The sequence below is a fragment of the Bacillus daqingensis genome (assembly GCF_042654445.1).
Taxonomy (GTDB): domain Bacteria; phylum Bacillota; class Bacilli; order Bacillales; family Salisediminibacteriaceae; genus Alkalicoccus; species Alkalicoccus luteus.
On the sequence record NZ_JBHSGK010000013.1, the window covers coordinates 334,326 to 348,961 of the forward strand.

The following is a 14,636-nucleotide window of genomic DNA, read 5'->3' on the forward strand; positions in this document are numbered from 1 at the left end:
TTTCCGGCAGCATCACATTCTCTCATTCACAGCAGTTCCGGAAGAGCAGAACTCCTCCGGAACCTGTCCGATCAGCTGTTGCGCTTTTCTTTTTCTTCTTCCACCAGTACGCGGCGCAGTATTTTACCGACCATCGTTTTTGGCAGTTCGTCACGGAACTCGTAATACTTTGGCAGCTTGAACGATGCCAGCTCCTGTCTGCAGTGTTCATCGAGATCCTCTTCCGACACCTGTGCTCCTTCTTTAAGCACGATAAATGCCTTGACCGTCTCCCCACGGTACGGATCTGGTACGCCGATGACGCACGCTTCCTGAATCGCTTCGTGCTCGTACAGCACTTCTTCTACTTCGCGCGGATAAATATTAAATCCACCCGCAATAATCATGTCTTTCTTCCGGTCAACGATGTAGAAAAAGCCTTCTTCATCCATGTAGCCCATGTCGCCCGTTAGAAACCATTCCTCCCGGAAAGAGGCCTGGGTTGCTTCCGGCTGGTTCCAATAGCCCTTCATCACCTGCGGTCCTTTGATCATCAGCTCTCCCACTTCATTCGGGCGCGCATCCTCTCCCGTTTCAGCAGAGAGCACTTTCACATCGGTATCCGGCCACGGCACACCGATGGATCCTTGCTTGCGTCGGCCCCAGATAAAGTTTGCGATGGCCACCGGAGAGGTTTCCGTCAGTCCGTATCCCTCTACCAGGCTTCCCCCTGAAAGCTCTTCAAACTTCGTCTGCACTTCCACCGGCAGCGGCGCTGATCCGCTGATGCACGCTTTAATAGAGGACAAATCATGCTTTTTCATATCCGGGTGGTTCAGCAGTCCGATATACATCGTCGGCGCTCCCGGATAGAGCGTTGCTTTATGCTTTTCAATCGATTTCAGAATGGCCTTCGGATCAAATTTCGGCATAATAATCATTTTAAACGCCATCCGGACGGCAAGGTTCATCACCGTCGTCATCCCGTAGACGTGGAAAAACGGAAGTGCAGCCATAATGACTTCTTCACCCGGCTTCATTTTGTACATCCAGTCCTCACACTGCTGCGTGTTGACGGTCAGGTTGTAGTGAGTGAGCATGACACCTTTTGCGGGTCCGGTCGTCCCTCCCGTATACTGGAGCAGCGCCAGATCCTCCTTCGGATCGATCGACAGCTCAATCTCTTCCGCCTTTCCGTTGTCAATCAGCGACGTAAAGGACAAGAGCGTCTCCGAATACGTCAAATCGACCTTGATTCCAGTATTCTTCTTCTGGATAAACGGGTACACCATATTTTTCGGGAACGGCAGGTAATCCTTGATCCCGGTAACGATGATGTGCGTCAGCGGTGTCCGGTCTTTCACTTTCGCCACTCTCGGATAGACAAGGTCAAGGCAAATCATTACTTTGGCGCCGGAGTCGATCATCTGGTGTTCGATTTCACGCTCAACGTACAGCGGATTCGTTTGTACGACGACTGCGCCTGCCAGCAGTGACCCGTAATAGCTGATAACAGCCTGCGGCGTATTGGCAAGCATGATCGCAACGCGGTCTCCCTGCTCTACTCCAAGAGCGCGCAGTTCGTTCGCCAGCTTCAGTGCTTCCTCATAAACCGCCTTGTACGCCATTTCTTTCCCCATGAAATGAAACGCGACTTTATCAGGAAACTCATCGGCAGCACGCTTCAGATAACTCTGCAGCGTCTTTTCCTCGTACTGGATCGAATGCGGTATTTCCTGCGGATACGACTCCAGCCACGGCTTCTGCGTCAATGTAGTCATGATAGTTCCCTCCCTGTTTGTCTATCTTCTCCCTGTCAGCCGGACGCTGACCATATTCTGTTGTCACAGAATAGTCAAACATTCTCTCTTACTAATATTGTAATGAAAACGCATCCAAAAAGAAACAAGATTTCATAAATTCAGTCAAAAAAATGAATGAACACTCATTCTTCGCTTGTAAAACTGCCCTGTTCCAGTCGGAAATGCGGCGTCCGTTTCGGAATCTGGTTCAGCCAATACGTCAAAAAGAGCCTGCCATCCGTGTTGGATCACAGGCTCGAAAAGCTTTTCTGTCTGCATACAGCTGACTGCTCCCGTCTTCGAAAAGATGCTCTTCGGGACGAGGCCCCTGGTTTCTAACAGCTATTCTCTCGTTAAAAGCCATACGGAGCGCTTCAGCTTTAACAGAGAGACAAAGAAAGACGCTTTCACGCTCTGATCTGCTGCGGTGTGCATAGCCTGTCAGAGTGCGGTCAGGAGTTGGAAGGCTCATCCTGAGAAAGAGCCGAATCAAGCTCCCGCCGGAAACAGAGGCCGTCATTCGATTGGCAGCGGCGGATTTTTTATCCGTTTCTTAAATAAAGAAGAGCCAGTAAATCACGCCGCCAAGCATAAACACGGCACAGAAAATCATCAATATTTTGGCAAGTCGTTCCATACTATTACCTCCGGATTAAATGGTTGCGCCGATGACGAAGGAGAGCGACACGGAGAGAACAAATGAAATGAGTCCCGCTGCCCGGTTGCCGGCAGACAGCTCCTCATCCACGTTAAATGCCGGTGTTAAGAACTCGTAAACAAAATAGACGAGCAGAAGCAGCATGAATCCGAACAACCCCCACCCGAGCATGTCCATCACAGAATCATTTGCTTCTATTGAATATCGAAAAATGTTCGCGATCCCGAATATTTTCCCCGACGATGCGAGTGCCACCGCTACATTTCCCCGTTTGATCTCCTCCCACGTCCGGTATTTAGTCACGAGTTCAAATACAACGAGCGAGAATACAATCGCCGCAGTCGTGAGGCTGTAAAGGCCTGCGGTATATACATATGGATGGCTGAACAAATCGGTCATCATGCACCTACCTTAGCTGGGCGATCGTCACACCGGATCCGCCCTCACCCTGAGAGCCGAGCCGTGTTTCACCGACATTTCGATGGGTTTTCAGCAGCTCCTCCACGCCTTTCCGGAGCGCACCGGTTCCTTTTCCGTGAATGATGGAAACTTGATGATAGCCTGCCAGCACGGCGTCGTCGAGATATTTTTCCACTTGCAGCATCGCGTCCTCGTACCGCTCGCCCCGCAGATCGAGCTCTGTTTTCACGTGTGCACTGCGGCCGCGTACGGCTGTCAGCGGCTTCGTTTCCACCTGCTTCGGCCGGCTCACATAAATCAGATTGTCCTTATTTACCTTCATTTTCATCATACCAAGCTGAACCGTAAACTCCTTGTCGTTTACTTTTTCAACGATGTGGCCCTTTTGATTAATGCTTTCTACCTTCACTTCATCCCCTGGCTGCAGCGTATCGACGGACGGTTTCGCCTTTTTCGGCTTCGGCTTAGGCTTCGCAATCTCCGGCTCTGCTTCTTCCAGATGCTTCTTCGCATCGATCAGCTGATGTTCTTTGATCGATGGATTGTTTTTCTGCATCTCACGGAGCTCTCCGATGATCAGATCCGCTTCTTCGCGGGCCTGCTGCACGTAGCCTGATGCTTTATCCTGTGCGCTCTGCAAAAGGCGGTCCTTTTCTTCCTGCCAGCGGCTGACTTCTTCCTGCAGTTCCTGATGCAGCTCCTCCGCTTCCTGTCGAATAACTGCCGCCGCTTCCATCTCCAACTCCGCTTTTTTACGGCTTTCCTCAAGCGATGTGATCATATTTTCCACTTTATTCGTTTCCGTGGAAATCTGGGCTTTCGCAGCATCAATAACCTCACGGCCCAAGCCGAGACGTTCCGAAATCGCAAATGCATTGCTTCGTCCTGGAACACCAATCAGCAGTCGGTATGTGGGGCGAAGGGTTTCTACGTTAAACTCCACGCTCGCGTTCATGACACCTTCCCGGTTATACGCATAGCCTTTCAGCTCACTGTAGTGCGTCGTTGCGATTGTTCTGGCACCGGTACTGTAAACAAAATCGAGAATGGAGATCGCAAGCGCCGCACCCTCAGTCGGATCGGTGCCTGCCCCGAGCTCGTCAAACAGGACAAGGGAATCGTGTCCGACGTTTTCTAAAATCGAGACGATATTCGTCATATGCGAGGAAAACGTACTAAGCGACTGCTCGATAGACTGCTCGTCGCCAATATCAGCAAACACGCTGCCAAAGACCGCAGCCTCAGATCCATCCGAACACGGTATTTGCAGGCCGGACTGCGCCATCAGCGTCAGGAGGCCTACCGTCTTCAGAGTGACTGTTTTTCCGCCTGTGTTCGGCCCCGTAATCACTAATGAGGTAAAGTCTGCACCGAGTTCCACATCAATCGGCACAATCTCCTCGTCTGCAATCAGCGGGTGACGTGCCTCTTTTAAGTGAAGCCTGCCGCTGTCATTCAGCTTTGGTTCGCTGGCCCGGATCGCCCGTGCATAAAAAGCTTTTGCGAACATAAAATCAATTTCTGTCATGATATCTGTGATGGCGCTCAGTTCATACGTATACCCGCTGACAGAAGCAGAAAGGGCCTGTAAAATGCGTTCAATCTCATACGCTTCTTTCGTCTTGGCCTCGCGCAGCTGATTGTTCGTCTGCACGACGCTCTCCGGTTCAATGAAGAGGGTCTGGCCGGACGCGGATTGATCGTGCACAATCCCTCCAAAATGGGACCGGTACTCTGCCTTCGCAGGAATCACGTACCGGTCATTCCGAATAGTCACAATGGCATCAGACAGCATTTTTCTGCCGGAAGCAGAGCGGGTGATTCCTTCCAGGCGGGACCGGACTGCCGATTCGTGAGAGCGGATCTGCTGGCGGATCGTGCGCAGCTCCGGACTTGCCGAATCGAGCACCCGGCCGTCATCATCGAGTGCCTGATTTATTTCGCGCTGCAGATCGGTCAGCGGTACAATATCTTCGGTAAGCTCCGGCAGCACGGTGAGCTCGATTTCATCCTCTGCCATTTGCTGAACAAACGACTTAAACGTTCTCGACGCGTATATCATCGATGCGATATCGTTCAGCTCAGAGGCATTCAGACTTCCACCGATTTCTGCACGCTTGATGGAAGCGCGGATGTCACGAATACCGCCAAGCGGTGCGTTTCCTTTTAAACGCAGCACCTTTCCTGCTTCTGCCGTTCGCTGCTGTCCCTTTTGAACCTCATCCAGACTGTAAGAAGGCTTCAGACTGCGGACACGCTGTTTGCCGAGCGACGATCCAGCGTGCGGAAGCAGCTGTTCTTTCATTTTGTCGTACTCCAACACTCGTAGAACGCGTTCCTGCATGGTTTTCTCTCCTTATGACTTTGTGCGGAACGTTTGAAGAAACGCCTTCAAGTCGTCTGCACTCCACGTATTAATGATCCTGTCTCGCGGTATGCCTGCCCGCCGCGCCGTTTTGACGCCGGACTCCATATCCTCCAGCATATCAAAGTGATGAGCATCTGTGTTGATCGCAATCCGCACGTCGGAATCCAGCAGCATGCGCAGATGCTCCGCAGACAAATCGAGCCTGCTCGGATTCGCATTTACCTCCAGCACGGTGCCGGTCTCTGCAGCAAGCTCAATCAATCGCTTCATGTCCACTTTGTACCCGTCTCTTTTGCCAATTAGTCTTCCTGTCGGGTGTGCGATCATCGTCACGTATGGATTACGGCAAGCGGCCTCCAGACGTTTCATGATTTCTTCCTCTGACTGCTGGAAAGACGAATGAATGGAGGCGATAACCATGTCTACGCCGCTAATGATATCATCTTCAAAATCAAGTGATCCGTCGGGCAGTATGTCCATTTCCGTCCCTGTAAAAATAAGAATATCTGCATTCGTGGAGCGTATTTCTTCATGCTGCCGGGCGAGTCTCTCTTCATTTAATCCGTTTGCTACACGCAGAAACTTCGAATGATCTGTGATGGCCGTGTACGAGTAGCCTTTTGCGATACACGCTTCGGCCATTTCCTGAATCGACTGCGCTCCGTCACTCCACGTTGTATGCATATGGAGGTCACCCTTCACGTCTTCCAGAGCAACAAGGTCATCAAACGACTGTTCCAGTTCGTCTCTGCCTTCACGCTGTTCAGGCGGCACGTAAGGAAGATTGAAATGGGCAAAGAAGGCCTGCTCCGTATCAAACTGCTTGACGTTTCCGTCAGCATCCTCCACACCGTATTCGCTGATCTTTTCACCGCGCTCCTTTGCCAGCTGACGCATCTGGACGTTATGATCCTTCGACCCGGTAAAATGATGCAACGTCGTAGCAAAGGCACCGTCCTCTACAAGCCTGAAATCAACCGGTACGATCGTATCATCGTAGGAGAGTTCGACCGATATTTTCGTATCGCCGCTGCCGATCACGGCATGAATGTTTCCCAGTCCGAGCAGCAGCTCCTTAACGTCCTCCGGCTCTTCCGTACTGATAATGAAATCGAGGTCCTTTACCGTTTCCCGGCCTCTTCGAAAGCTGCCTGCAAGCTCATATCTGGTTACAGCATCAGCTGCCTGAAGCCGGGTATGCAAATCATGCACGGCGCCCATCACTCCTGCAACCGGCAGCCTTTCCGGCCGTTTCCCCATATCCTCAACGGCGGCGAGGATTTTGTCCTGTGATTTCTTTCCGAAGCCGCTCAGCTCTTCCACCCTGCCTGCTTCACAGGCTTCCTTCAGTTCTGCTGCATTGGTTACCCCGAGCTCCCGGTAGAGGCGCCCGATCTTTTTACCGCCGAGGCCCTGCAGCTTCAACAACGGGATCAGACCTTCAGGGATGCTTTCCCGAAGCTCCTCCAGCAGCTCGGTCGTTCCTGTTTCGCGCAAATCGGTAATGATGCCTGCGGTCCCTTTGCCGATACCGGATAACGCCGCCGGGTCGTCAAGCTCCTCCATGCTGCGCTCATCGCGTTCCAATGCACCGGCAGCTTTACGATAAGCCGACACGCGAAACGCGTTCGCTCCTTCTACTTCTAAATAGACAGCAATCGTTTCAAGCGTTTTGATGATCTCTTTTTTATTCATAGTCGTATCCTCCCGGCATAAAAAAGTCCTGTTTCAGCTACGCTAGCGCAGAAAAACAGGCTCTTTAATCAGCGTATCAGTCCCAGCTTCCCTGGAGCCAAAGCTCACGAAGTTCATTGGAAACGATCGGTGTGTAGTAGAAAATCCATTGAGCAATAGATGATGACTGCAGAATTTCCTGCAGAAAATCGACCTGAATCAAAGCAGCCAGGTGGAGCAGGATCGTAATAATAATCAGACCCTCTACCAGTCCGAGCACCGCTCCGAGCCAGTTATTGAAAAAGTGCAGAATCGGCAGGTTCGCAATAAAATCGAACAGCGAACCAATGATCTGCGCAATGATTTTAACGACAATAAAAATAATGACAAATGCAATTCCGTTATAGTAAACCCGTTCTGTACCGAAAGCTTCATTTAACAATTCAAGTGAACTCTCAGACGGCAGCTGGGGAAATGGTATCCACAGTTGAATCATTTGTGCAAACGGCTCATAGTACAGCCACGCGACAATAAACGCCGCTGCCAGTCCTGCAATATGTACGATCTGCAGCATGAAACCCCGCCGGTAGCCGACAGAAAAACTTACGGCAAGCATTAGCAGTAAAAATAAACTCAAAATCATGTTGTCCCATCCTCGTCTTTCGTCTCATTCTCCTGCTGGCGCTTCAGCGATACGTATTCGTTGCTGATGTTCAATGCTGCCAGTACAGCCAGCTGTGTCGATGTCAGATAAGGATTGGACTCACGGAGCTGCTTCATTTTAGTATCAACCAGTTCGGAAGCTTCCCTTACGTGGTCTGATGATTCCTTTCCGATCACGGTATACGTTTGATTCGCTATTTTCACAATCGTACGGATTTTTTCCTCATCCTGTTCCACAATAGTCCCCCCTGACATGACAGCATAGACTACCTGTTATCATAACATGACAGAGGGACAGATGAAAAATAAATTCATGTGAATCAAGCACGGACCTTTCTGGTACAATCGAAAAGGTATCGCAATCAAGGAGGTTACATATATGGGACAGCAGGTCATCCAAGCAGACCGGCAGCTTTTGAACAGTATGGAAAAGCATTATGCCGGCTCGATTCAGTCACCGCCGCAGGGCGCTGTCTTTCAGGCGAAGACATCCGGCTGTACCGTTACAGCCTATAAGTCCGGCAAGGTACTATTTCAAGGCAAGCAGGCTGACGCCGAAGCGTCAAAGTGGGGCCGTTCTTCTGGAGGAGCGGTCCGCAAACGTCCGGCGCCTGCTTCGCACCGGTGGGCTCCGCCTGCTGATATTCGCTCGTTGTCTGTCATTGGAAGCGATGAAACCGGTACTGGAGATTACTTTGGTCCGATGACGGTCGTGGCCGTTCATTTAACGAGCGATCAGCTTCAACAGACCGAAGCGCTCGGCCTGCGTGATTCCAAAACGATTACCGACCCGGAAATCCGCCAGACCGCGCCAAAGCTATTGAAGCAATGCACATACAGTCTGACCATTTTACGCAACGAAAAATACAATGAGCTTCAGCAGCAGGGCATGAATCAAGGCCGGATGAAGGCTCTCCTTCACCACGAGGCGATCAAAGGCGTGATCCGGAAGCTCCAAGAAAGCAAAACACCCTACGACGGCGTGTTTATCGATCAGTTCGTCAAACCGGAAGGCTATTTTAACTATTTAAAGCAGAGCGGCAAGCAGTGGCCGGATTCGATTCCGATCTATTTTGCCACAAAAGCAGAAGATATGCACCCGGCTGTCGCAGCTGGCTCGATCCTCGCACGATATGCGTTCCTTCAGGAAATGGACAAGCTGGCGAAAAAGCTTGGCGTTCCGATTCCAAAAGGAGCAGGCCCGAAAGTCGACCAGGCCGCCCGCGACGTCCTGCGCCTGCACGGCGAAGATACGCTCCGCCAGTCCGTAAAATGGCACTTCTCCAATACGGACCGCGTCGTTCAGACGTAACGGACCGGATGAGCCTGGCGCATAAACCACCGGTAGTATTAACGAAGAGGGCTCTCCGCGTTGGAGAGCCCTCTTCGGCAGTTTATCATGATCAGCTGGTCGCGCGTTACTGCTGGCGCAGCTGAGCTCCAGCCTTCTGTTCCAGTGCGTCCAGCACGTTTTGGTGGACGGACGCTACATCTTCCTCGGTAAGCGTCTTGTCGCGGTCCAAGTAACGGAGCGAGAAGGCAGCTGATTTCTTTCCGGGAGCAATGTGCTCGCCTTCATACAAATCAAACAGATGCACCCGGTCCAGCAGCGGCTGGCCGTTTTCCTTAATAATCCGCTCCAGTTCCGCTGCACTGACAGTTTGATCAACGACCAGTGCAATGTCTCGGTCGACAGACGGATAGCGCGGAATCGGGCGATAACGAACCGTTTTTTCCTCTGCCTTCAGCACGGCGTCGATGTCGAGCTCTACGATGTACGTTTCCGGGAGCGAGAACGCTTTTGCTGTATCCGGATGAAGCTGACCGATGACGCCTGCCGGACGATCATGGATCAGCACAGAAGCCGTACGCCCTGGATGCAATCCGCTTCGTTCCGCTTTTTCAAAGGAAACTTCCGCCTTCAGCTCCGCGAGCAGTCCTTCTACAACGCCTTTCACAACGAAAAAGTCGACCGGCTTCTTTTCTCCCTGCCACTCATGCGATTCCCACAAGCCTGTAAATGCACCGGCGAGATACGTTTTTTCTTCAGGCTGCTTCGTTACGTCTGTTTCAGCCGTGTGAAACACAGAACCAAGCTCAAACAGCGATACGTTGTACAAATTCCGGTTGCGGTTGTGACTGAGCGCTTCCAGCAGATGCGGAATCAGCGTCGTGCGCAAGCTGCTTCGGTCCTCGCTCATCGGCAAAGCGACTGATACACGAGGCTCCTCTTTGCTGCGGAAGTGTGCTTCCTTTTCTGCTGTCGTCAACGAATAGCTTACTGCTTCGTGCATGCCCGCACTTTCCAAAAAGCGGCGGATGCGGCGCTTTCGCTTTTGTGCGACGGTAAGACCGCCTTTTGTCGACGGCGTATTCGGCAGTGTAACCGGGATGTTGTCATAGCCGTAAAGACGAGCCACTTCCTCCACGATATCCGGTTCGATGGAGATGTCCTGCCGCCGTGTCGGGACCGTCACGTGAAGGGTTCCTTTCTTTTCCTTCACAGGAAAGCGGAGCCGTTCCAGCACCGACGTCATCTCATCTGCTGATATGTCTGTGCCCAGTGAAGCATTGATCCGGTCTGCCTGAACATCGAGCTCCAGCTCATCGCGGTTCAGCGTATCGTGCTCCACCGGATCGGCTAACACGACACCGCCGGCCAGCTGCTGAATGAGAGAAGCGGCACGTTCGCCAGCGGCTGCTACGCGGTTCGGATCTACTCCTTTTTCAAAGCGGATGCTCGAGTCACTGCGTATGCCGAGATCCTTTTGGGCTTTCCGGACGGTTTCCGGCTTAAAGTAAGCCGATTCCAGAAGCAGGTTTTCCGAGGTTGCTTCCACCTCAGAGTCAGCTCCTCCCATGACCCCAGCAAGTGCCGTTGGGCGAATACCGTTCGTGATGACGAGATGCTCGGCGCTCAGAGTCCGCTCCTCGCCGTCAAGCGTTGTCATCGTTTCATCCTGCTCAGCGCGGCGCACGACTACTTCATCCGAACCGAAGCGGTCAAAGTCGAACGCATGCAGCGGCTGCCCGTATTCAAGCAGCACGTAGTTCGTAATATCGACTACGTTATTCAGCGGGCGCACGCCGCTTGTCATCAGCGCGGTCTGCAGCCAGAGCGGGGATTCACTTACTTGGACACCGCGGATCATCGTAGCTCCGTAGTACGGGTTCCATTCATCTGCTTCCACTCTGACGTTGACGAATTCCTCGGTCCGGTCCTTTGCAGGCACAATGCGAGGCTCAGGCATGTAGACGTCGCGGTTGAGTACGGCAGCCGCTTCGTAAGCAGCTCCCAGATAGCTCAGGCAGTCCGACCGGTTCGGCGTAAGATCCAGCTCCAGCACTGTGTCATCTAGACCAAGCGGCTCCTTCGCATCTGTTCCTGGCACCACTTCTTCAGGGAAAACGAAAATGCCTTCGCTGTATTTCTTCGGCACTACTTTTCCTTCGAAGCCAAGCTCCTGCAGAGAACAGATCATTCCTTCTGAAACCTGCCCTCGCAGCTTAGCCCGCTTGATTTTCATCCCGCCAGGCAAACGGCCTCCGACACGGGCAACGGCCACAGACTGGCCTTCCGCCACGTTTGGAGCTCCGCATACGATCTGAACGGCTTCTTCCCCGATATCAACCTGGCAGACCTTCAGCTTATCCGCATCCGGATGCTGCTCACAGGAAACGACTTTACCGACGACAAGGTTCGTAATGTCTGCTCCAAGCTCCTGAACGGCATCAACCTCGACACCGTGAAGCGTCAGTTCCTCAGCCAGTTTTTCCGGCGTAATGCCGGATAAATCCACATAATCACTCAGCCATTTATATGATAAAAGCACGCTGCTTCCTCCTTCACTTTTCTATTCTCTGATAAACTGTTCCAAGAAACGGGTATCGTTCGTGTAAAAATGACGGATGTCGTCGATCCCGTATTTCAGCATTGCAAAACGCTCGACACCCATGCCGAATGCGAACCCGGAATAAACCTCCGGATCAAATCCGCCCATTTTCAGCACGTTCGGGTGCACCATACCGGAACCCAGAACCTCAATCCAGCCGGTTCCCTTGCACGTTCTGCAGCCTTTTCCGCCGCACATAGCGCAGGAAACGTCCAGCTCAGCAGACGGCTCTGTGAATGGAAAAAAGCTCGGACGAAGCCGCATGTCCCGGTCTTCTCCGAAATAACTTTTTACAAAGGCTTCAAACATGCCCTTCAGGTCACTCATACGGATGCCTTTATCGACAACAAGACCTTCAATCTGCATGAACTGATGGGAATGGGTCGCATCATCTTCGTCACGGCGATACACTTTACCAGGGCAGATGATCTTAACCGGCCCCTTGCCCTCATGCTTCTCCATCGTCCGTGTCTGCACGGGGGATGTCTGCGTTCTCAGCAGCAGATCCGGTGTGACAAAGAACGTATCCTGCATATCTCGTGCCGGATGGTGCTTCGGCAGGTTCAGTGATTCAAAGTTGTAATAGTCGGTTTCCACTTCCGGTCCCTCTGCCACCTGAAAGCCCATGCCGGTAAAGATATCTTCAATCGTCTCCACCACTGACGTAAGCGGGTGACGTGCACCGCGCGCTACCGGTCTGCCGGGAAGCGTCACATCGATGCTTTCTTCTGCCAGCTGCTTTTGCACAGCAGCCGCCTGAAGCGTCTGCTCCTTCTCTTCAATAAGCTTTTGCACCGATTGACGCACTTCGTTGGCTTTTGCGCCGACGACCGGGCGCTCTTCGTTAGAAAGCTTTCCCATTCCTTTCATCACTTCTGTGATCGGGCCCTTTTTCCCCAGGTAAGAGATCCGTACCTGCTGCAGGGAATCAAGGTCCTGCGCTTCTGCTACTTTTACTACTGCTTCATCGTGCAGTTCCTGCAGACGTTCCAGCATACTGTCATTACCTCCTTTAAATATAAACCGCGTCATCCATTCTTGCATCGGGGTCCTGCCACGAAAAAAAGCCTTCCCGCCCCGGACCGAGGGACGAAAAGACTTCGCGGTACCACCCTAGTTAACAGAAGCAGCTGCTTCTGTTCTCTCAAACAGGAAGATAACGGTCTTCCTTCCGGGCTGCCTTTTCAGCTGATCAGCTTACTCCGGCACCAGCTCGGGAGTGAATTCAGCGGTTCTTTTCGAACAGTGCTTCCAGTCTTCGGCACTGTCTCCCTGGCAAAAAGATGAATCCGCTTACTGCTCTCCTTCATCGCGTTCAATGATTCGATCTGTAGTTCATTATATAAGGATCGGAGACGCTTTTCAATTGCTTTTTAATCTCCGCGCAAATGATAGATCAAAATGCCGGCTGCAGCTCCAACGTTCAGGGATTCTGCCTCCCCGTATATTGGAATGTACAAATTCTGATCCGTCTTCTCGAGCAGGGACGGCTCGACGCCTGCCCCTTCATTGCCCATCAGCAGCGCAAAGGATTCCTGCGGCTCTATCGCAGTGAATGTGCTGCCGTTCAAGCTTGTTCCAAAAACGGGAATGCCGTTCTCCCTGCAGCGATCCACCGCATCGTGCAGATCCATCTGCTGCACGTAAATATGAAAAATAGCACCCTGGGTGGAACGAACAACTTTTCCGTTAAATGGATCCGCGCAGCCCTCACCAAAAATGACGCCCTCCAGTCCTGCTGCTTCTGCAGTCCGGAGCATACTGCCCAGATTTCCGGGGTCCTGAATCCGGTCCAGCAGCAGATAGCGTCCGGACTCAAACACGATGTTTTCGAGCGCGGGCTTTTCGCAGACTGCAATCATTCCTTGAGGCGTCTCTGTTTCCGCCAGCTCCGTCATCACCCGCTCCGTCACGTAAACCAGCTCAATATGATCAATGAGCCAGCGCTTCGGGATTTCCCGGTCTTCCCGGATGATGATTTCTTTGACAGAAACTGCCGCTTTTAACGCTTCTTCAACGAGATGCTCGCCTTCTACGAGAAAGAGGCCGGAGCGGTCCCGCTCCCGTTTCTTTTGCAGTTTTTTCCATGCTTTAATTCGTGGATTCTGGACCGATGAGATAGCTTCCACCGGTACTCCCCCCTCTTGTATGCCGGCAGTGATACCGGACTAATCGTCTTTTCTGAAATTCCCCATCACCTGCATCGACTGACTGATGCTGACAAACGCATCCGGATCAATATCCTTCAGCACATTTCGGATGATTTCCAGCTCGTAGCGTGTGATCACCGTATAAAGCACTTTTTTCTCCTCACGGGAGTAAGCGCCCTGACCGTCAATCACGGTGATTCCTCTGACGAGATTTTCCAGCAGCGCACGCCGGAGCTCTTCCCCGTGGCTAGTGACAACCATGAGGTTCAGTTTCACGTGGCGGGTGTGAATCCGGTCAATGACAATTCCCGTAATGTAGATCGAGAGCATCGTATACAGCGCAAGCTCCCAGCCGAAGAAAAATCCGGAAAGGACAACGACGCCGGAGTTCAGCGCAAAAATCAGTCCGCCGAGCGGAATGTCCCATTTTTTAATGAGCAGGATTCCGATCACGTCAAAACCGCCTGTCGAACTGTAGTAGCGAATGATTAAACCGATGCCGACCCCTGTCAAGACGCCGCCCCAAACGGAAGAAAGCAGGGCGTCCTCCGTGATTTGCACAATCGGAATGTAGAGCATCGACACCGATGTAACCGCTACAGAGATAATACTGTTTATAATAAACTCTTTTCCGAGTTTCATCCAGCCCAAGATGACAATAGGAATGTTCAGGATGATAATCCAAAACCCTGTATTGACCGGTGTCATCAGCCCAAAGATCATGGCAACACCCGTTACGCCGCCCGTCAGGACTTCATGCGGCAGCAAAAACACGTTGAAGGCAAAACCGAGTAAAATGGATGCCGCGACAATAATAGATAGTTTAACAAAATAGTTCAACAGCGGGCTCCTTTCGTCCGAAGAGTAAACAACTCTCTGCATTATAGGGAAACAGACCCATCCCGTCAACATGAGATTGCATCGTCCTGCTATTCTGACGTCTCTTTCTTCTCCCAAGTTATGATCAATTGATGTCCGGCACGTAAAAGCCTGCCTGTTAAAAGGTTCGTTTCCAATATGTTTATAAAA

Annotated in this window: 11 protein-coding genes and 1 other annotated feature; of the genes, 1 reads left to right on the top strand and 10 read right to left on the bottom strand. The window is 51.9% G+C overall.

What is annotated here, in order from left to right; genetic code table 11:
- Nucleotides 1–71: 71 nt before the first annotated feature.
- From ACFO4L_RS12925 to zapA, 6 genes are all read right to left on the bottom strand, one after another.
- Nucleotides 72–1,760: an AMP-binding protein gene (locus tag ACFO4L_RS12925; protein ID WP_377910089.1), complete on the bottom strand. Its 1,689-nt coding sequence runs from the start codon at nt 1,758–1,760 to the stop codon at nt 72–74.
- Nucleotides 1,761–2,433: 673 nt separating this feature from the next.
- Nucleotides 2,434–2,838, bottom strand: a complete 405-nt coding sequence (locus ACFO4L_RS12930) for a DUF350 domain-containing protein (RefSeq protein ID WP_377910090.1) — start codon at nt 2,836–2,838, stop codon at nt 2,434–2,436.
- A 7-nt stretch (nt 2,839–2,845) separates the two neighbouring features.
- Nucleotides 2,846–5,203, bottom strand: a complete 2,358-nt coding sequence (locus tag ACFO4L_RS12935; protein ID WP_377910091.1) for an endonuclease MutS2 — start codon at nt 5,201–5,203, stop codon at nt 2,846–2,848.
- Between the two features lie 12 nt (nt 5,204–5,215).
- A complete protein-coding gene (gene polX, locus ACFO4L_RS12940) occupies nt 5,216–6,922 on the bottom strand; it encodes a DNA polymerase/3'-5' exonuclease PolX (RefSeq protein WP_377910092.1) in 1,707 nt (568 codons plus the stop codon).
- Nucleotides 6,923–6,998: 76 nt separating this feature from the next.
- The gene (locus ACFO4L_RS12945; protein WP_377910093.1) at nt 6,999–7,544 is read right to left on the bottom strand and encodes a CvpA family protein; all 546 of its coding nucleotides are present in this window, start codon (nt 7,542–7,544) and stop codon (nt 6,999–7,001) included.
- Nucleotides 7,541–7,801, bottom strand: coding sequence for a cell division protein ZapA (gene zapA, locus ACFO4L_RS12950; protein WP_377910094.1), 261 nt, complete (start codon nt 7,799–7,801; stop codon nt 7,541–7,543). Before zapA ends, ACFO4L_RS12945 begins: the two co-directional genes overlap by 4 nt.
- A 142-nt stretch (nt 7,802–7,943) precedes the next feature.
- Here zapA and rnhC point away from each other — a divergent pair, with 142 nt between their 5' ends.
- The gene (gene rnhC / locus ACFO4L_RS12955; RefSeq protein WP_377910095.1) at nt 7,944–8,876 is read left to right on the top strand and encodes a ribonuclease HIII; all 933 of its coding nucleotides are present in this window, start codon (nt 7,944–7,946) and stop codon (nt 8,874–8,876) included.
- A 106-nt stretch (nt 8,877–8,982) separates the two neighbouring features.
- Here the strand turns inward: rnhC and pheT are convergent, their stop codons facing one another.
- The 4 genes from pheT to ACFO4L_RS12975 all read right to left on the bottom strand — a co-directional run bounded on the left by pheT (nt 8,983) and on the right by ACFO4L_RS12975 (nt 14,447).
- The gene (gene pheT / locus ACFO4L_RS12960) at nt 8,983–11,397 is read right to left on the bottom strand and encodes a phenylalanine--tRNA ligase subunit beta (RefSeq protein ID WP_377910096.1); all 2,415 of its coding nucleotides are present in this window, start codon (nt 11,395–11,397) and stop codon (nt 8,983–8,985) included.
- Nucleotides 11,398–11,418: 21 nt separating this feature from the next.
- Complete coding sequence (gene pheS, locus ACFO4L_RS12965; protein ID WP_377910097.1) at nt 11,419–12,453, bottom strand: phenylalanine--tRNA ligase subunit alpha; 1,035 nt, start codon at nt 12,451–12,453, stop codon at nt 11,419–11,421.
- Between the two features lie 86 nt (nt 12,454–12,539).
- Nucleotides 12,540–12,776, bottom strand: a binding site (T-box leader).
- A gap of 54 nt (nt 12,777–12,830) precedes the next feature.
- Nucleotides 12,831–13,586 carry a TrmH family RNA methyltransferase gene (locus tag ACFO4L_RS12970; RefSeq protein ID WP_377910099.1) on the bottom strand — a complete coding sequence of 252 codons (756 nt, stop codon included), beginning with the start codon at nt 13,584–13,586 and terminating at the stop codon, nt 12,831–12,833.
- Nucleotides 13,587–13,625: 39 nt separating this feature from the next.
- Nucleotides 13,626–14,447, bottom strand: coding sequence for a YitT family protein (locus ACFO4L_RS12975; protein WP_377910100.1), 822 nt, complete (start codon nt 14,445–14,447; stop codon nt 13,626–13,628).
- Between the last annotated feature and the right edge of the window lie 189 nt (nt 14,448–14,636).